Genomic DNA, 16,004 nt, shown 5'->3' on the forward strand with positions numbered 1-16,004 from the left:
CCATCAGTACCACCATTATTTAATTTTTATACTACTAAGGCTACGACTCTATGGATGCTTTGCGCGAAATTGCGAATCTACTAATCCAGACATTTTTTAATCTCTATATACTGGCGCTACTGCTAAGACTATTGCTGCAATTATCCAAGGCGGATTTTTATAACCCCATCTCCCAGTTTATGGTGAAAGTAACCCAGCCAGTAGTGGCACCGACTCGCCGTATGATTCCCAGTGTTGGCCGCATTGATAGCGCGACGCTAGTCATCGTATTGCTATTACAAATGCTCGCCACTACTGCCCTGGTGCTTATTCAGGGTTACCCCATACCCAATCCAGTCTCACTCGCCATTTGGGGCGTACTCGGTACGCTGGGGATGGTAATCAATATTTATTTTGTTGCTATTATTGCTTCAATTATTTTAAGCTGGGTCGCGCCTGGCAGCTACAACCCCACCATTCTATTACTGCATCAGCTGACCGAGCCGGTGATGGCACCATTCCGCAAACTACTCCCGTCAATGGGTGGTTTGGACTTGTCGCCTATCTTTGTGTTTCTAGCCATCAATATTTTCCAAATCATACTCAATAATCTAGCCGTCTATGCCCGACTACCCGCCGCCTATGTGATTGGAATATAGCTCTGAAGGACTGTTTTTACCGCTGGCAAGGCGAGCATCTACTGCTGTTTTGCCACTTACAACCGAAAGCTTGCAATGATGAATTTGCCGGCCTCCATGCCGAGCGCTTAAAAGTGCGCATCTCCGCTCCGCCTATCGACGGTAAAGCCAACAAGCACTTGCAAGCGTTTATCGCCAAACAGTTTGGTGTCGCCAAAACAGCTGTGACTATTGTCCATGGCGAGCTGGGTAGACTTAAAACGCTGCGGATAACTCAACCAAGACGAATACCAAGCGTGCTTAAAATAGAAAAACCCCTGTAATTTCAAGAATCTATTGCAGTCGCTTGCTTGAATTATTAGACTCCGATCAGTTTAAAATCAGGTTTTATCCATGTCCGTGAATACCAACAACACCGTGCCTGGCTCTGTTGGAGTTGTTACTCCCCGGATCCAACACTTTGACCAGCCAGTTACTCTGGCCTGTGGTCGCACGCTCGCGCAATATGAATTGGTATATGAAACCTATGGCACGCTCAATGCCGATGCCTCCAACGCTGTGCTGATTTGTCATGCGCTGTCCGGCCACCATCATGCCGCCGGCTTACACCATGAAGATGATAGCAAACCCGGCTGGTGGGATAGCTATATCGGCCCCGGTAAGCCAATTGATTCCTCGCAATTTTATATTGTCAGCCTCAATAATATCGGCGGTTGCCACGGCTCTACCGGCCCTCAATCGATCAACCCGGAAACCGGCAAAGCCTGGCAAAAAGACTTTCCACCTTTGCGCTGCCGTGACTGGGTAGAGACCCAGCGCGCATTAATGAATGTGTTAGGTATCAACAGCTGGGCAGCTGTTATTGGCGGTAGCTTAGGTGGCATGCAAGCCATGCGCTGGGCATTGGAATATCCGAGTGAAGTTCGTCATTGCATCGTGATTGCCTCAGCAATGAAATTAACCGCGCAAAATATCGCTTTTAATGAAGTCGCCAGACAAGCAATCTGCTCTGATCTGGATTTTCATGACGGCTATTATATGGACCACAATGTCATCCCGAGGCGCGGCTTGCGCTTGGCCCGGATGGTAGGTCACATTACCTATTTATCTGAAGATGGCATGGGTAAAAAATTCGGTCGCGAATTAAAAGCCGGCACCTTTCAACTGGGTAGCGATGAGGATGTGGAGTTTCAAGTGGAAAGTTATTTGCGTTACCAAGGCGATAGCTTTTCAGAAACTTTTGATGCCAACACCTATATTCTGATGACCAAAGCACTGGATTATTTTGATCTCGCCCGCGAGTACGATGACGATCCGGTAAAAGCATTTACCCAGGCGCAATGTTCATTTCTTGTGGTTTCCTTTACCTCAGATTGGCGCTTTTCACCGGAGCGATCACGGGAGATTGTCGACGCACTTATCGCGGCCAATAAGCCGGTTAATTACGCAGAAATTGAAGCCAGCTTCGGCCACGATGCCTTTTTAATTCCTAACCAGCGCTATGAAAACGTGTTCCGTGCTTATATGCAGCGCGTCGCGCAGGAGTGTGGCTGATGCGTTTTGACTTACAACTTATTCCCCACTGGATTCAAGCGAACACTCGCGTATTGGATTTAGGCTGTGGCGATGGCGCGTTACTGCAAAAGTTGATAGAAACCAAGCAAGTCAATGGCCTGGGTATTGAAATCGACGAAGACCAAATCACCCACTGTATTGCTAACGGTTTAAATGTGGTTGAACAGGATCTTAATAAAGGCCTGAGTAATTTTCAGGACAATAGCTTTGATGTTGTCATTATGGCGCACGCCCTGCAAACACTACACAACCCACATATCGTTATTGATGAAATGTTACGGGTCGGCAAAGAGTGTATTGTCACCTTTCCCAATTTTGCGCACTGGCGTTGTCGTTGGTACCTGAGCCAACACGGCCGTATGCCCGTGTCTAAATCAATGCCTTACTCCTGGTATGACACACCCAACATCCACTTTTTCACTGTTAAAGACTTTGAAAGCCTATGCCGGGAAAAGAATATTAATATTATTCGCAGTACGGTAGTCGGCTTCGATAGCAGTGAAAGCTTTCTTGGCGCCTTAATACCAAATTTATTTGGTGTAACCGCGGTTTACCATATTAGCCGTTAAACCATCACAGGAACTCCTATGCGTGCTTTCACAGCTTTTATTTGTCTATTACTCAGCACTTCACTGCACGCCGAAAACAGCAAGGTTTTTGGTGACTATGAAGTCTATTACAACGTATTGAACTCCACGTTCATTACTCCGGAAGTTGCCAAAGCCTACCAAATCGTTCGCGGAAAAAATCGAGCGTTGGTTAATATTGCAGTGCGCAAACAATTAGATAAAGGAATGAGTCGCGCTAAAAAATCTCTCATTAGCGGAGAGAGTTCGGACTTGATTCATACCAAAACTCTGGATTTTAAAGAAATAATCGAACAAGACGCTATCTACTATCTTGCCGAGTTAAGTTTTAATGACAAAGAACTGCGAACCTTTACTATTAAAATACAACCTGATCCCAATATTGCCCCTATACCCTAAAGTTTAATCACACCTTATATATCGACGAATAACATCATGCAAAAAGTCGTTCTAGCCAGTGGCAACCAAGGTAAGTTAAAAGAGTTTCAACAGCTCTTAAGCGGCTGTGGTTATGAAGTATTAGCGCAGTCAGATTTTAATGTCCCTGATGTTGCCGAGACGGGCCTCAGCTTTGTCGAAAATGCCATCATCAAGGCCCGCCACGCCTCACTCCATTCAGGCTTACCGGCTATCGCCGATGATTCGGGTCTTGAGGTCGATGCACTTAACGGCCAACCCGGTATCTATTCAGCGCGCTTTGCTGGCACTCCCAGTAATGACCAGCACAACAATGAAAAACTGTTAGCCGATTTAGCTGATGTGCCCGCAGCCAATCGCAGCGCTCGCTTCCAGTGCCTATTGGTTTATATGCAGCACCATCAGGACCCCACACCATTGATATGCCAGGGCAGCTGGGATGGGCGAATTCTATTTGAGGCTGCAGGATCTAATGGCTTTGGCTACGACCCCTTATTTTTTGTGCCGGAAAAAAATTGCAGTTCCGCCGAATTACCATCATCAGTAAAAAATGCTATCAGCCATCGCGGTAAAGCAATGCATTTATTACTTCAGCACTGGCAAAAATAGTGCACAGCTCTACCGCCAGCCGCCCCCAGAATAGTGCAACCTTTTATGGCGCGCACCATTTTTGATATTTCGGTGTAACTTATAAAGTTATTTTGAAATAAGTCATTGATTCTTTTACTACAAGTAAAATGCAAGTGTAAAGAAATGTTTGCATGAAAATATGGCGCCTCATTTTTTTCTCGCACCACTCTTAAACTTTTGACTAATCGATGACTAAAGATGTGCTTCTTAAGCTATATCTTTTTCTGCTTTTTTATGGCTTTTTACGCAAAATTCTGTCTTTTTTATTTTTTGGCATCAGCTTTGCAATACCCAGGGTGGACCATAAATTTACTGGTTAACTTTAAACTCCAAGGAGCATGTAATGAAAAAATTAATGTTTGCACTATCTATGGGTATTAGCACTTTTGCTAACGCAGCTGATTGTTTAGACCCAGAGTGGTTCAAGACTCAGCCAGCGATTGTTTCAGGTGCATCGGCAACTTTTAATGAAATGTATCAAGTACAAACTGAAGTAAAGGAATATGTCAAAAAAGGCACTGCCTCTCTGGACTGCCTCCACACTTCGTATCGCTACAATATCATTGTTGACCAAATGCAGAATGCCGCTAATAAATACAATCAAGAACTGAAAGCATACCGTGATCAGGCTAGTTCAAATAGTGTAGCTGTTAACTAAACAAGCATGCAAAAGACTGCAACTACTGACATTAAAATCACCAACATAGAAGCTGTAGACAGTGCCGCTAACAATAACTAAGGCACTCTATTTTTCTCCCATAAAAGATAAATAATCCTGTAATTTTAAATCCTCCATTGCTTTGCTTGCGCGAATTAACCCGGCCGCTGCAATTTTCTCTTCCTGCATAGTATTTGATGCCGCTGTTACTGCTGCAGAAATCCACACATAGGAGGCATGTAGCAAGTATTGCTGTTGTGCCACAGTATTGTCCAGATTTATGCCTTGCTTTAACAATCTGCTGGTATAACGTTCAATCAAATGCTGTTGATATTCCCTGCGCAATTCGGTAGGTAAAGAGTTAATGATAAAATACGTTACATCACGCATACCGTGCTCATATCCAATCACTTGCCAATCTAACAAACCCGCTTTGCCGTCAGCTTTGAAGTACATATTGCCAATATGGGCATCTCCGTGCACCAGTGTGCGCTCGCCCTCACCCCACTGTTGCACTAACTTTTCGTAATGTTGATTAATCAGTGTTGCTATCTGCGGGGTATTTTCAGGCAGCAATTCTTTATAGCGTTTTATAGCTATCGCTGATGACTGTTGGCGCAATAGCGTTAAAAATATATGGTTGCGTTGATACTGTTGGCGGTTGACCCATTGCCACTGACTATCAAAACGCGCATCTTGCCAGCAACTGGCATGTAAATTTGCTAGCGTATCAATGACCGATTCTGCTTGCTGCAAATCACAGCGAAAACTGATATCGGTAAACGTTGCCTGATCGGATAGATCCTCGATTAATATTAAGTAGCGGTATCGATTTCCCATTAATCCAAAGCTATTTGGCTTATCTATGGTTAAATTGGCAGCGATATCACGATAAAAGCCTATCTCATTGAGCCCCAACTGAAAAAGCGCCCCGAAGAAGCGAGTGGTAAAGTCCGGGGGATTTGTTTTGGCAAAATAGACCTTATTGAGTGCAGGTACGTGCAAGCGCCAACGAGCCGTAGTGCCCTGGTGGATCAGCTCCCACTGATAACCTTGTAGCTCACCGCGCTCCAGATTAAGTATCCTCGCTAAAGCCCGCGGCGATATTTTTTTCGGATTTAAGGGCCGCTGTATAACCATCGCTAAACAGTTATATACAGCGATAGGAGCTAACTTGATCATCGGAAGTAATAAGGACATATCATCGTATTCCACTACTTGGCAATATTTTATCCAGTAAACCTTAGTCGCCAAGCAGTGTGCCATCCTAATTGCCCTATCGCGAACCGATTGGCAAAAGATTAACAATTTATTATCTTTATAAGCTAAATGGCTTATTCAGGTATAACTATCCATACCCAACTCCTGCCATTGATGCCAGACCTCGACCTGCCACAATTAGGCCTTACAATAGAAATCACTCATCCTACTTTAGACCTCGAGCCCGCTATGAAAATTGGAATTTGTTTACCCTATATGAAGCCCGACATTAATCGTAAAACCATTCTTGATTGGTGCCGAGCAATCGATCAGGGGCCATTTCATAGCCTTTCGTGTGGTGAGCGTATTAGTGGCTACACCTATGAAATGCGGGTACTACTCTCGGCCGCTGCCGCAGTCACCGAGCGAGTTCGAATTGTGCCGTCGCTTTATGTATTACCAATGACCGACGCAGTAAGGGCCGCCAAGGAAATAGCTACACTGGATGTGCTTTCTGAAGGCCGTGTCACAGTATGTGTTGGTGTCGGTGGACGCGAAGATGACTATAAAGCCGTTGGCGCTAATTTTAACAATCGCTTCAAACGCATGGATGATCAAATAGCTACTATGAAAAAGATTTGGGCAGGTGAGCCCGCTTTTGAAGGCGGTGACGAAATTGGACCTCGTCCCATACAAGCTGGCGGCCCGCCCATTTTAGTTGGCGCCATGGGGCCCAAAAGCATATCTCGCATTTCGCACTGGGCTGATGGCATCTACGGTTTTGCCATGAACGGCGAACAATCACTCAGTCAATATTTTTTCGATGCTGCTGATGCAGCATGGCAACAATCCAACCGTAGCACCTCACCCTATAAAATGGGCGGATTTTGGTACTCACTAGCCGATAACGCTGAATCACAGCTTAAAAGCTATGTATTCGATTATTTAAAAATCATGGGCGAGGAAGCGGCCCAAAATACTGCCAATAGCATGACGCGCTTTACCCCTGAAGCTATTATTGACGCATTGGACGCTACTGAAGCTGCGGGTGCAGAAGAGGTTTTTCTAGTACCGGCTACTGCGGATATAGCGGAAGTCGATAAGCTCGCCACTCTTATTGCCAGGCGATAAAATTAGTTTCGCTAAAATTTTTGTAACCAGCTAAACTTTGACGCAACAAATCAACTTTTTAGCTTTAGGGGAAATTTTAGTATGGATAAGCTCAATCGATTGCTATTAATAATCACAGCAGCGCTTATCGTCAACCTTGGTTTTTTATCAACAGCAAATGCCGACGAAGGTTATTATATTGGCGCTGGTCTGTATCAAGCTGATGTCGATATCTCAGGTATTGATGGCGATGACACCACCACTGCTTTTTTTGTCGGCTACACTTTTCTCGACTCAAATTTATTAATGTTATCGGCCGAAGGTGGATATTATGATTTGGGGGATTTTAGTGAAGGCGCCACCAAATTGAATGCCGAAGCTTTTACCGCCGCTGGTGTGGCTATGCTGCCTCTTGGTCCCCTGTTTGAAATTTACGCTAAAGTGGGTATTGCTTATATCGATGTTGATGGCCGTTCGGCTTTTGGCGATTTGGATGAAAGTGGCGAAGAGGTTTTTTATGGTGCCGGCGCATCAATAGATATCCTGGATACTATTGATATCTATGCAGAGTATCTTCAGTTTGATAATGACGCGGAATCCGAAGTAATTGGAATCGGTGTAAGGCTAGCGTTTTAAGCCTTAATGTTCTTTTTAAACACGCCTCTAAAATCCAGAGGCGTGTATCAACAAGATTAACTTTTCTAAAAAAATCTAGTGCGTTTTAGCGAACAGTAAATCCCACACCCCATGCCCTAAGCGCTCACCCCTTTTTTCAAATTTTGTGATAGGTCGATACTCTGGCCGTGGCGAAAAACAATACTCATCAGCCTGATTACTGAACCCATCGGCAGCCGTCATGACTTCCATCATTTGTTCCGCATAATGTTCCCAATCAGTCGCTAAATGCAAAATGCCTTTAGGTTTAAGTTTATTACGTAGCGTCTGCACAAAAGCGGGCTGAATCAAGCGGCGTTTATTGTGTTTTTTTTTGTGCCAGGGATCTGGAAAATAAATTTGAATACGATCAAGGCTATTATCTTCTATACACTGATTTAAAACCTCTACGGCATCATCGCAATACACGCGAATATTTTCCACTTGCTGTTCGCCCATACCATGCAGGAGCTTACCCACACCTGGAGCATGCACTTCGATACCGATAAAGTTTTTATCGGGAGCCGCTTTTGCCATTTCCACTAACGACGCACCCATGCCGAAACCGATCTCTAAAACAGTGTCAGCTTCTCGGCCAAAAACAGCGGAAAAGTTGATAACGCCATCACCCAAAGTTAAACCTTTAAGCGGCCAATACTGATCATAGGCTTTTTGCTGACCCGGCGTCATGCGCCCGGTGCGTAATACAAAGCTGCGAATCGATCGACGCTTGCGCTCCTCTGGCGTAGCGGAGGAATTAACTTGCGGTGTTACTGAATCAGCACTCATCTGTTACTCCATCCCTTTATAGACCGCTACGGCTAAACTCAACCAACCCGCTATCATTGCCACTCCGCCTAAAGGCGTAATAGCTCCTAACCATTTAATGCCAGTCAAGGCCAACAGGTACAAACTTCCTGAAAAAATAATCATCCCCACAATAAATAAACAGCCACTCCAATTTAATAACGGCATTGGCATTTGCAAGGCCAGCGTCCCCACTAACATCAACGCCAGCGTATGATAAAAATGATACTGCACTCCGGTTTGATAGACCGCCATCAAATCTTCCGTTAATCTTGCTTTCAAACCATGCGCGCCAAACGCACCAATCGCCACGGCCATTAAACCGCTAATCGCAGCTATCAATAGAAATGTTTTTGCCATAATTTTTTAACTCTGAAAGCTATTACCCAAATGTTTATTGATAAACATAAAAAAACCGCCATCAGGCGGTTTTAACGCGACACCATAAAGCATTAGGCTTCCATAGTGGCTCGCACTTTTTTCATTGCATTTTGTTCCAGCTGGCGCACACGCTCAGCTGAAACACCATACTTATCGGCCAGCTCATGCAAGGTGGCTTTACTATCTGATAACCAGCGCGCCTGCAAAATATCACGACTGCGCTCGTCCAGCTGATCCAATGCAATATGTAAGTGTTGGTTACTGTTCTGCTCCCAATCTGCATCTTCTAATAGCAAGGCAGGATTAGCAGACTTATCTTCCAGATAATGAGCAGGAGCGACAATACCATCATCATCGTCATCCGCACCCGCATCAAAGCCCAAGTCTGAAGCCGTTAACCGGCTTTCCATGCGGCGGACTTCTTTAATATCTACACCTAGATCATCGGCAACCGCATGCGCTTCATCATTGGTTAACCACGCCAGCTTTTTCTTGGCGCCACGAAGATTAAAAAACAATTTACGCTGTGCTTTAGTGGTAGCGACTTTCACAATCCGCCAGTTGCGCAGGATAAATTCGTGCATTTCTGCTTTTACCCAATGCACTGCAAAAGACACCAAACGGACGCCTTTTTCCGGATTAAAGCGCTTTACCGCTTTCATCAGGCCAATATTACCTTCCTGAATCAAATCGGCTAAAGGCAAACCATAGCCTTTGTATGACTTGGCAATATGGACGACAAAGCGCAAGTGAGACATAACCAGCTCACGGGCAGCTTCTAAATTTTCATGGTAATAGAGCTCTTCGCCCAGCTCGCGCTCGCGCTCAGCAGTCAAGACCGGAAAGGTATTCACAGTCTGCATGTAGGCGTTGAGGTTGCTCCCCGGTACCAAATTAACAGTCTGTAGTGCAGTACTCATAATATCCTCCAAACAATCGGCGCAAATTTTAGCACTCATTCCTTTAGAGTGCTAATAACAAAATAGTTCGTTTATTACGCGCCATTATTGCTCTAATTCATTGGGATATGGGGGTGATTTGACCTGGATCAAGGCCTACCTAGCCAGAAACTACCCTTTTTACCACTAATACCTTTATCGAGGCTCAATAGCGCCCAAGTGCTTGCCTACTGCTAACCAGGCACCAATCAAACCCAAACCCGCACTGCTCAACCACAGTAACAAGGTTTCGCCTATACCCAAGCCCTGCAATTGAAACTGGCTTTGATACAAGCCTGCCAGATTAGCAATCGGCCCACTTAGCCAAAACAAGCTCACTGAGATGGTTAGCCAACAGACAATACCGCCACCAAAGCCATACCATAAACCAGTATAGAGAAAGGGGCGACGCACAAAGGTGTTGGTTGCCCCCACCAGTTTGACAATAACTATCTCATCGCGCCGGCTTTCAATTGCCAGCCGAATGGTATTACCAATTACCAGCAGCACCCCCAGCGATAGTAGGGCCGCCAATGCTAGCGTTAAGCGCCGACCTAACTCCATCATGCTATATAAGCGCTGTACCCACTCTAGATCCAGTATTGCCTGCTCTATCTGGGGCAGGCTTTTCAATTCATTAAATAGTGCTTCGGTAGCTGCAGCTGAAATCTCCTTTTCCACCGGCCGGACAACAATCACTGCTGGCAGCGGGTTTTGATCCAGGTGAGCCAAAACATCGCCATAACCCGATAGCGCTTGAAATTCCTCCAGCGCCTGACTGCGGGAAATATACTCCACCTCGGCAATATCTGTCCGCAACCGCAGTTTTTTGGCTAGTTGCCGACTATCTTCCTCGGAAACCACTTTATTAACGAACAAGGAGATTTGCGCAGCACCGTCCCAGCCGCGGCTAACAGCATCAAGATTACCCAGCGCTACAAACAAGCCTGTGGGCAAGGCCAATGCAATACCGATCACCAGCCAGGTCATCAGGCTTGGAATAGGAGTGCTCAACAAGCGCTTAAAACTGTCTACCGCCACCAATTTATGATGGGCAATATAGCTATTCATCTTATCGCTGGTGCTGGTGCGACTTTGGCTAGCGCCTTTTTCTTTTTTAGGCGAACTACCAGCGCGGCTGTCTTTTCGAGGATTTTGCTTATTCATCAACCGCCACCCAAGGCCGAGACTATCTGCCCTTCACGCAAGGTCATCATACGATACGGTAATCTGGCAATCAGGCTAAGATCGTGGCTGGCAATTAATACCGTCACACCCACCTGATTAAACTGCTCAAACAAATGCATAATTTCAGCGGAAAGTTCCGGGTCAAGGTTACCGGTCGGCTCATCCGCCAATAATATTTTGGGTTTGTTCACTACCGCACGGGCGATACCAACCCTTTGCTGCTCACCCCGGACAAGGTAATCGGCATTAATTTTTCTTTGCTCAGCAGCCCTACTTTATCCAGTGCCGCACGAACCCTGCGACCCACTTCCCGCGGTTGATAACCGGCGATAATTAACGGCAACGCCACATTATCAAATACGGTACGATCAAATAATAATTGATGATTTTGAAATACCACCCCGATATCACGCCGCAATGCCGGAATTTTTCTGGCCGGCAAGCCTTTGAGGTTTTGCCCATTAACAAACACCTGACCCTGGGTAGGTCGTTCCATCACCATCATCAACTTGAGCAATGTACTTTTGCCAGCACCACTATGGCCCGTTAAAAACACCATCTCATTGGGCTCAATATGAAAGCTAACCCCGCGCAAAGCTTCATGGCCACCCGGGTAACGCTTACTGACTTGATCAAATTGAATCATGTGATGATTTGCTTAATGAAATTAAATTATTATTGGTCTACATCAAATAATGCCGCGACAAAATCTTCCGCCACAAAAGGACGCAAATCGTCTACTTTTTCGCCTACGCCAATAAATCGAATCGGAATATCTAGCTGCTTACTGATAGCGAAAATAATACCGCCTTTGGCGGTGCCATCTAATTTGGTCAATGTGAGGCCGCTGACACCCACCACTTGTTGAAAACTTTTTGCTTGCGATAGGGCATTTTGACCGGTACCTGCATCCAATACCAGCATCACTTCATGGGGAGCAGTATCATCGAGCTTAGCCATTACCCGCACGACTTTTTTCAACTCTTCCATTAAGTTGTCTTTGTTGTGTAAGCGCCCGGCAGTGTCTGCAATTAACACATCTATATTGCGGGCTTGTGCCGCTTGCACGGCATCAAAAATAACCGAGGCACTATCGGCTCCGCTGTGTTGAGCGATAACCGGCACATTATTGCGCTCGCCCCAGACTTGTAATTGTTCAACTGCAGCCGCGCGAAACGTATCACCGGCAGCCAACATAACGGACTTGCCTTCCGATTGAAAACGCTTGCTTAGCTTACCGATAGTAGTCGTTTTCCCGACGCCATTTACACCAACCATTAAAATAACATAAGGCTTTTTACCACTATCGATCTGTAATGGTATGGCACTGCCATGCAACAACGCTGCTAACTCTTTTTGTAAAGACTGGTACAAAGCATCTGCATCAAATAATTCTTTCCGCGACACCTGTTGGGTTAACTTTTCCATAATCTCGCGAGTCGCTTCAATGCCAACATCGGCAACCAGTAGCTGGGTTTCCAAATCATCCAACAGCTCGTCATCAATTTCTTTTTTGCCGAGAAAGATAGTGCCCATACCGCTGGCAAAACTGCTGCTGGTTTTCTTCAACCCGCTTTTCAGTCGAGAGAAAAAACCCGACTTGGACGTATCGTTATCTTCCGGGGAAGCTGTTTCTGGTTCTACGGCAACGTCAACGACCTCTGGCTCGGCGGAGCTAAGCTCGTCAGCATTTGTTTCGGGGTTGGATTTAAAGCGATCAAAGAACTTCATGAATGGAACATAGACTCAAATTATTTTACGGCTAATAAGAGTGGTATCCTACCACCCTTACGAGATGAAATAGAGTCTCATTAACGTTTATATCACTAACAATTTATGGCTAAAACTTCACCCCGGCGCCCGAGCAACAAAACCAGTAACCAATTGCGGATTATTGGTGGCCAATGGCGTGGTAGAAAATTGGCCTTCCCCACAGTCGAAGGACTGCGCCCGACTCCCGACAGGGTTCGGGAAACGCTATTTAACTGGCTGGCACCCAGCATCATTGGCGCTCGCTGTGCAGACCTATTCAGTGGCAGTGGCGCGCTCGGGTTGGAGGCGTTATCCAGAGGTTCCGGACATACCGATTTAGTTGACAGCGCCAAGCCCGTCAGCCAACAGCTCAACCTTAATCTGCAAACGTTGCAATGTGACCACGCCACTGTCTGGCACAGCCAAGCGCAGCCGTGGCTACAACAAGCAATACCGGGCTACGATATTATTTTTCTCGACCCCCCTTTTGGCCAGAATTTAGCCGCCAGCTGTATAGAAATCATCAATAATCGCAATTTACTGAACGACAAAGCCTGGGTATATCTGGAAATGGGTGCTACAGAACCGCTACCCCATTACCCCGAAAACTGGCAACTACACCGGGAAAAAACCGCCGGCCAGGTCTGCTATCGCCTATTCAAGGTTGAGCAGGCATAAATTCCCTAGACAGGTATAATTAGCCTCACGTCTACACTCACCCAACAGGCTTCATTGAGAACTGTATGAAAACCGTTATCTATCCTGGCACTTTCAACCCTATTACTAACGGTCATATCGATTTGGTGGAGCGCGCCGCCAAACTTTTCGACAAGGTGGTAATCGCCATTGCCTATAGTGAGAAAAAGCAGCCCATGTTTAGCCTTGAGCAGCGCATCACTCTATGTGAGCAGGCACTTGCTCACTTGGATAACATTGAGGTGTGTGGGTTTAGTGAGCTGCTGGTAGATTTTGCCCGCAGCAAAAATAGCCAATTTGTACTGCGCGGTGTGCGCTCAATGAAGGACTTTGAATATGAAATTCAAATGGCGGATATGAACCGGGCAATGTCGCCCGGGTTTGAAACTATTTTTCTCACCCCTGCTGATGGTCTGTCGTATATCTCTTCCACACTGGTAAGGGAGATTGCCGGCATGGGAGGCGATGTCAGCAACTTTGTCCCCGCCAATGTGCTAGGTGCATTGCAGCAACAACTGGATCAATAATTTAAGTCATTTATGTCTTTATTAATTACCGACGAATGTATCAATTGCGATGTTTGCGAGCCGGTGTGCCCCAATGAGGCCATCTATCAAGGCGAGCTGATTTATGAAATAGACCCATCACTGTGTACCGAATGTGTTGGGCATTTTGATGAACCACAATGTCAAACCGTCTGCCCTGTCGATTGTATTCCTTTAGACCCGGACCATCTGGAAACCCCGAAACAATTACAAGCAAAATACCAACGTTTAATAGCCGTTGGCTAATGCAAATACACAACCCGCCAACAAAAAAGCCCGATGATAGAACCACCGGGCTTTTTTAATACACTGCACTCTTGCTGATTCAGCAAGGCACTATTTTTAATTTTCGTCGAAAGTAGCAACTTCTTTCTTATAACCGGAACGGGTACAACCAAGACAACGAATAAAAGTCGCTTTGGCAGGACCAACAACCAGCGTTTCACCAGCTTCCAGCGCATTACCACCAGCCAGAGAAAACGGCAGACTGACCACATAAAAAACAGTACCTAACACGGTTGTAGCCAGTAACAGCGGCCGGGCTAAAATTAAATCACCGGCCATAGCCACTGCTGAAGGGTCTTCTTCAACCGCCTGACTATAAGCCATCTGTGGCATCAACAGGACCAGAGCCATACTCAGTGCCAAACCGATTCGATGACATTGATTGCTTAAGTGTTTTAGTGTGTTACGCATTGTGGCTATCTCCATTCGACCCTAAAGCTCAAACTCTCGGGGGATAAAATCTATTGCTAATAAGTAGTTACGTCTGACAATTGAAGTAATCATAGACTCAAAATACTCATTCGTCGCCCGTCAGGGATAATTTTTATGCAAGATGTGACCTTCTCCACGCGGCGACTGGCGCGAAGGCACAATCAACGCTGGCATTGCGGGCAAAACACCGTACTACGCTGACCTAAGCGGACCTCCTTCAAGCTAGCCTTGCACGTAATACAGGGCGTATCGCCACGACCATAGACCTTTAACTGCTGCTTAAAATAACCCGGTTTGCCGTCACCGCCAACAAAATCCCGCAAGGTCGTTCCACCTTGTTCAATCGCCTGCGCCAATACGGTTTTAATTTCTTGTGCTAATCGTAAATACCGTTGCTGTGACACTTTGCCCGCTTGCCGATCAGGCCTGATACCCGCAGCAAATAAGGCTTCGTTAGCATAGATATTGCCAACGCCCACCACAATCTTATTATCCATAATGAAGGTTTTCACCGGCGCCTTGCGACCCCGCGAGCGCTGAAATAATAACTCACCATCGAAATCGTCGGTAAGCGGCTCTGGCCCCAGAGACGCTAGCAAACTGTGCAGCTCATCATTGGCGCCCTGCCACAACAGACAGCCAAAGCGGCGGGGATCAGTAAAGCGCAAAGCGTGACCATCATCCAATACCCAGTCCACATGGTCATGAGCCATAGGTGGTTCATCGGCTTTGATAATGCGCAGACTTCCGGACATACCCAAATGAAGTATCGCCGTGCCATTGGAAAAGTGCAGCAGTAAATATTTAGCGCGGCGCTCAACGCCCTGAATTTGCTTGCCTTTAACCAGACGCGCCAGATTTGCAGGCACCGCCCAGCGCAGCTGCGGTTGTCGCACCACCAGTTTTTTGACGTGGCGCTGCAGAATATGCGGCTCAATCCCCAATCGGGTGGTTTCTACTTCGGGCAATTCAGGCATGGGCTAACCTAGGCTGGACAGGTGTGAAGATGCATAGCAATCGCCGGATCCACAGGCACAAAAAAGCCCGAACACAGCCGGGCTTTAGCAGAATCTTACATCCAATTACTTAATTTTGGATTCTTTATACTCTACGTGCTTACGAACAACAGGGTCATACTTCTTGAACACCATTTTGTCCGGAGTATTACGCTTGTTCTTATCAGTCGTGTAATAGTGACCAGTACCAGCAGTAGAAACCAATTTGATTTTATCGCGTGCGCTTTTCGCCATGATCTACTCCTTATACCTTCTCGCCACGAGCACGACAATCTGCTAATACAGCGTCGATACCCTTTTTATCAATGATACGCATACCTTTAGTGGTAACACGCAGTGAAACGAAGCGGTTTTCACTCTCAACCCAAAAACGGTGACGGTGCAGATTGGGTAAAAAACGACGACGCGTACGGTTTTTCGCGTGGGAAACATTGTTTCCCGAAATTGGGCGCTTGCCTGTAACCTGACATACTCTGGACATGGTTTGTCCCTTCCAAATTAATCAACTAAAACTGT

At 46.1% G+C, this 16,004-nt stretch carries 22 protein-coding genes and 1 pseudogene; 12 read left to right on the top strand and 11 right to left on the bottom strand.

The window, feature by feature from the left end:
- The first annotated feature begins 50 nt into the window (after positions 1 to 50).
- The 7 genes from UNITIG_RS11730 to UNITIG_RS11760 all read left to right on the top strand — a co-directional run bounded on the left by UNITIG_RS11730 (position 51) and on the right by UNITIG_RS11760 (position 4,484).
- A complete protein-coding gene (locus UNITIG_RS11730; RefSeq protein ID WP_101758547.1) occupies positions 51 to 638 on the top strand; it encodes a YggT family protein in 588 nt (195 codons plus the stop codon).
- A gap of 44 nt (positions 639 to 682) precedes the next feature.
- Complete coding sequence (locus UNITIG_RS11735; protein ID WP_255399598.1) at positions 683 to 940, top strand: DUF167 family protein; 258 nt, start codon at positions 683 to 685, stop codon at positions 938 to 940.
- A gap of 70 nt (positions 941 to 1,010) precedes the next feature.
- Positions 1,011 to 2,171, top strand: a complete 1,161-nt coding sequence (locus UNITIG_RS11740) for a homoserine O-acetyltransferase (RefSeq protein WP_101758549.1) — start codon at positions 1,011 to 1,013, stop codon at positions 2,169 to 2,171.
- Complete coding sequence (gene metW, locus UNITIG_RS11745; RefSeq protein WP_101758550.1) at positions 2,171 to 2,761, top strand: methionine biosynthesis protein MetW; 591 nt, start codon at positions 2,171 to 2,173, stop codon at positions 2,759 to 2,761. Before UNITIG_RS11740 ends, metW begins: the two co-directional genes overlap by 1 nt.
- An 18-nt stretch (positions 2,762 to 2,779) precedes the next feature.
- Entirely contained in the window at positions 2,780 to 3,178 is a 399-nt protein-coding gene (locus UNITIG_RS11750) for a DUF4426 domain-containing protein (protein WP_235015364.1), read from the top strand.
- A gap of 36 nt (positions 3,179 to 3,214) precedes the next feature.
- On the top strand, positions 3,215 to 3,805 hold the full coding sequence (gene rdgB / locus UNITIG_RS11755) for an RdgB/HAM1 family non-canonical purine NTP pyrophosphatase (RefSeq protein WP_101758551.1): 591 nt from the start codon (positions 3,215 to 3,217) through the stop codon (positions 3,803 to 3,805).
- A 364-nt stretch (positions 3,806 to 4,169) separates the two neighbouring features.
- Positions 4,170 to 4,484 carry a hypothetical protein gene (locus tag UNITIG_RS11760; RefSeq protein WP_101758552.1) on the top strand — a complete coding sequence of 105 codons (315 nt, stop codon included), beginning with the start codon at positions 4,170 to 4,172 and terminating at the stop codon, positions 4,482 to 4,484.
- Between the two features lie 87 nt (positions 4,485 to 4,571).
- Here UNITIG_RS11760 and UNITIG_RS11765 read toward each other — a convergent pair whose 3' ends face one another.
- The gene (locus UNITIG_RS11765) at positions 4,572 to 5,684 is read right to left on the bottom strand and encodes a phosphotransferase (protein ID WP_159931146.1); all 1,113 of its coding nucleotides are present in this window, start codon (positions 5,682 to 5,684) and stop codon (positions 4,572 to 4,574) included.
- 249 nt (positions 5,685 to 5,933) lie between these two features.
- On the opposite strand from UNITIG_RS11765, the gene UNITIG_RS11770 reads away from it, so the two are divergent.
- A complete protein-coding gene (locus UNITIG_RS11770; RefSeq protein WP_101759266.1) occupies positions 5,934 to 6,815 on the top strand; it encodes an LLM class flavin-dependent oxidoreductase in 882 nt (293 codons plus the stop codon).
- A gap of 81 nt (positions 6,816 to 6,896) precedes the next feature.
- Positions 6,897 to 7,430 (top strand): outer membrane beta-barrel protein, encoded by a 534-nt coding sequence (locus UNITIG_RS11775; protein ID WP_101758554.1) that lies wholly within the window; start codon positions 6,897 to 6,899, stop codon positions 7,428 to 7,430.
- Positions 7,431 to 7,505: 75 nt separating this feature from the next.
- On the opposite strand, the gene trmB is transcribed toward UNITIG_RS11775, so the two are convergent.
- The 6 genes and pseudogenes from trmB to ftsY form a co-directional block, all read right to left on the bottom strand.
- Positions 7,506 to 8,237, bottom strand: coding sequence for a tRNA (guanosine(46)-N7)-methyltransferase TrmB (gene trmB / locus UNITIG_RS11780; protein WP_101758555.1), 732 nt, complete (start codon positions 8,235 to 8,237; stop codon positions 7,506 to 7,508).
- A 3-nt stretch (positions 8,238 to 8,240) separates the two neighbouring features.
- Positions 8,241 to 8,615, bottom strand: coding sequence for a DUF423 domain-containing protein (locus tag UNITIG_RS11785; RefSeq protein WP_101758556.1), 375 nt, complete (start codon positions 8,613 to 8,615; stop codon positions 8,241 to 8,243).
- A 92-nt stretch (positions 8,616 to 8,707) separates the two neighbouring features.
- The gene (gene rpoH / locus UNITIG_RS11790) at positions 8,708 to 9,556 is read right to left on the bottom strand and encodes an RNA polymerase sigma factor RpoH (RefSeq protein ID WP_101759267.1); all 849 of its coding nucleotides are present in this window, start codon (positions 9,554 to 9,556) and stop codon (positions 8,708 to 8,710) included.
- 174 nt (positions 9,557 to 9,730) lie between these two features.
- Positions 9,731 to 10,741: a permease-like cell division protein FtsX gene (gene ftsX / locus UNITIG_RS11795; RefSeq protein WP_101758557.1), complete on the bottom strand. Its 1,011-nt coding sequence runs from the start codon at positions 10,739 to 10,741 to the stop codon at positions 9,731 to 9,733.
- Positions 10,741 to 11,408 (bottom strand): annotated as a pseudogene (gene ftsE, locus UNITIG_RS11800) (cell division ATP-binding protein FtsE). The gene ftsX and the pseudogene ftsE overlap by 1 nt, the downstream one beginning before the upstream one ends.
- A 29-nt stretch (positions 11,409 to 11,437) precedes the next feature.
- Positions 11,438 to 12,493: a signal recognition particle-docking protein FtsY gene (gene ftsY / locus UNITIG_RS11805; RefSeq protein WP_101758558.1), complete on the bottom strand. Its 1,056-nt coding sequence runs from the start codon at positions 12,491 to 12,493 to the stop codon at positions 11,438 to 11,440.
- 105 nt (positions 12,494 to 12,598) lie between these two features.
- Between ftsY and rsmD the strand changes: the two genes are divergently transcribed.
- From rsmD to UNITIG_RS11820, 3 genes are all read left to right on the top strand, one after another.
- On the top strand, positions 12,599 to 13,192 hold the full coding sequence (gene rsmD, locus UNITIG_RS11810) for a 16S rRNA (guanine(966)-N(2))-methyltransferase RsmD (RefSeq protein ID WP_101758559.1): 594 nt from the start codon (positions 12,599 to 12,601) through the stop codon (positions 13,190 to 13,192).
- Between the two features lie 65 nt (positions 13,193 to 13,257).
- Positions 13,258 to 13,737: a pantetheine-phosphate adenylyltransferase gene (gene coaD / locus UNITIG_RS11815; RefSeq protein WP_101758560.1), complete on the top strand. Its 480-nt coding sequence runs from the start codon at positions 13,258 to 13,260 to the stop codon at positions 13,735 to 13,737.
- A 12-nt stretch (positions 13,738 to 13,749) separates the two neighbouring features.
- Positions 13,750 to 14,001 (top strand): YfhL family 4Fe-4S dicluster ferredoxin, encoded by a 252-nt coding sequence (locus UNITIG_RS11820; protein WP_101758561.1) that lies wholly within the window; start codon positions 13,750 to 13,752, stop codon positions 13,999 to 14,001.
- Between the two features lie 96 nt (positions 14,002 to 14,097).
- On the opposite strand, the gene UNITIG_RS11825 is transcribed toward UNITIG_RS11820, so the two are convergent.
- From UNITIG_RS11825 to rpmB, 4 genes are all read right to left on the bottom strand, one after another.
- Positions 14,098 to 14,451: a hypothetical protein gene (locus tag UNITIG_RS11825; RefSeq protein ID WP_200821278.1), complete on the bottom strand. Its 354-nt coding sequence runs from the start codon at positions 14,449 to 14,451 to the stop codon at positions 14,098 to 14,100.
- A 182-nt stretch (positions 14,452 to 14,633) separates the two neighbouring features.
- Positions 14,634 to 15,449 (bottom strand): bifunctional DNA-formamidopyrimidine glycosylase/DNA-(apurinic or apyrimidinic site) lyase, encoded by an 816-nt coding sequence (gene mutM, locus UNITIG_RS11830; RefSeq protein WP_101758562.1) that lies wholly within the window; start codon positions 15,447 to 15,449, stop codon positions 14,634 to 14,636.
- 105 nt (positions 15,450 to 15,554) lie between these two features.
- Positions 15,555 to 15,722 carry a 50S ribosomal protein L33 gene (gene rpmG / locus UNITIG_RS11835; RefSeq protein WP_007224202.1) on the bottom strand — a complete coding sequence of 56 codons (168 nt, stop codon included), beginning with the start codon at positions 15,720 to 15,722 and terminating at the stop codon, positions 15,555 to 15,557.
- Positions 15,723 to 15,732: 10 nt separating this feature from the next.
- On the bottom strand, positions 15,733 to 15,969 hold the full coding sequence (gene rpmB, locus UNITIG_RS11840; protein ID WP_101758563.1) for a 50S ribosomal protein L28: 237 nt from the start codon (positions 15,967 to 15,969) through the stop codon (positions 15,733 to 15,735).
- Positions 15,970 to 16,004 lie beyond the last annotated feature (35 nt).

Origin of the sequence: Oceanicoccus sp. KOV_DT_Chl (assembly GCF_900120175.1) — a bacterium.
Taxonomy (GTDB): Bacteria; Pseudomonadota; Gammaproteobacteria; order Pseudomonadales; family Dasaniaceae; genus Oceanicoccus.

Coding starts and splice junctions, on each gene's coding strand:
- UNITIG_RS11775 (WP_101758554.1), top strand. CDS start 6,897: ATGGATAAGCTCAATCGATTGCTATTAATAATCACAGCAGCGCTTATC.
- UNITIG_RS11825 (WP_200821278.1), bottom strand. CDS start 14,451: ATGCGTAACACACTAAAACACTTAAGCAATCAATGTCATCGAATCGGT.
- ftsX (WP_101758557.1), bottom strand. CDS start 10,741: ATGAATAAGCAAAATCCTCGAAAAGACAGCCGCGCTGGTAGTTCGCCT.
- UNITIG_RS11750 (WP_235015364.1), top strand. CDS start 2,780: ATGCGTGCTTTCACAGCTTTTATTTGTCTATTACTCAGCACTTCACTG.
- UNITIG_RS11760 (WP_101758552.1), top strand. CDS start 4,170: ATGAAAAAATTAATGTTTGCACTATCTATGGGTATTAGCACTTTTGCT.
- rpmB (WP_101758563.1), bottom strand. CDS start 15,969: ATGTCCAGAGTATGTCAGGTTACAGGCAAGCGCCCAATTTCGGGAAAC.
- rpmG (WP_007224202.1), bottom strand. CDS start 15,722: ATGGCGAAAAGCGCACGCGATAAAATCAAATTGGTTTCTACTGCTGGT.
- coaD (WP_101758560.1), top strand. CDS start 13,258: ATGAAAACCGTTATCTATCCTGGCACTTTCAACCCTATTACTAACGGT.
- UNITIG_RS11765 (WP_159931146.1), bottom strand. CDS start 5,684: ATGTCCTTATTACTTCCGATGATCAAGTTAGCTCCTATCGCTGTATAT.
- rsmD (WP_101758559.1), top strand. CDS start 12,599: ATGGCTAAAACTTCACCCCGGCGCCCGAGCAACAAAACCAGTAACCAA.
- rpoH (WP_101759267.1), bottom strand. CDS start 9,556: ATGAGTACTGCACTACAGACTGTTAATTTGGTACCGGGGAGCAACCTC.
- metW (WP_101758550.1), top strand. CDS start 2,171: ATGCGTTTTGACTTACAACTTATTCCCCACTGGATTCAAGCGAACACT.
- rdgB (WP_101758551.1), top strand. CDS start 3,215: ATGCAAAAAGTCGTTCTAGCCAGTGGCAACCAAGGTAAGTTAAAAGAG.
- UNITIG_RS11770 (WP_101759266.1), top strand. CDS start 5,934: ATGAAAATTGGAATTTGTTTACCCTATATGAAGCCCGACATTAATCGT.
- mutM (WP_101758562.1), bottom strand. CDS start 15,449: ATGCCTGAATTGCCCGAAGTAGAAACCACCCGATTGGGGATTGAGCCG.
- UNITIG_RS11730 (WP_101758547.1), top strand. CDS start 51: ATGGATGCTTTGCGCGAAATTGCGAATCTACTAATCCAGACATTTTTT.
- UNITIG_RS11820 (WP_101758561.1), top strand. CDS start 13,750: ATGTCTTTATTAATTACCGACGAATGTATCAATTGCGATGTTTGCGAG.
- UNITIG_RS11740 (WP_101758549.1), top strand. CDS start 1,011: ATGTCCGTGAATACCAACAACACCGTGCCTGGCTCTGTTGGAGTTGTT.
- trmB (WP_101758555.1), bottom strand. CDS start 8,237: ATGAGTGCTGATTCAGTAACACCGCAAGTTAATTCCTCCGCTACGCCA.
- ftsY (WP_101758558.1), bottom strand. CDS start 12,493: ATGAAGTTCTTTGATCGCTTTAAATCCAACCCCGAAACAAATGCTGAC.
- UNITIG_RS11785 (WP_101758556.1), bottom strand. CDS start 8,615: ATGGCAAAAACATTTCTATTGATAGCTGCGATTAGCGGTTTAATGGCC.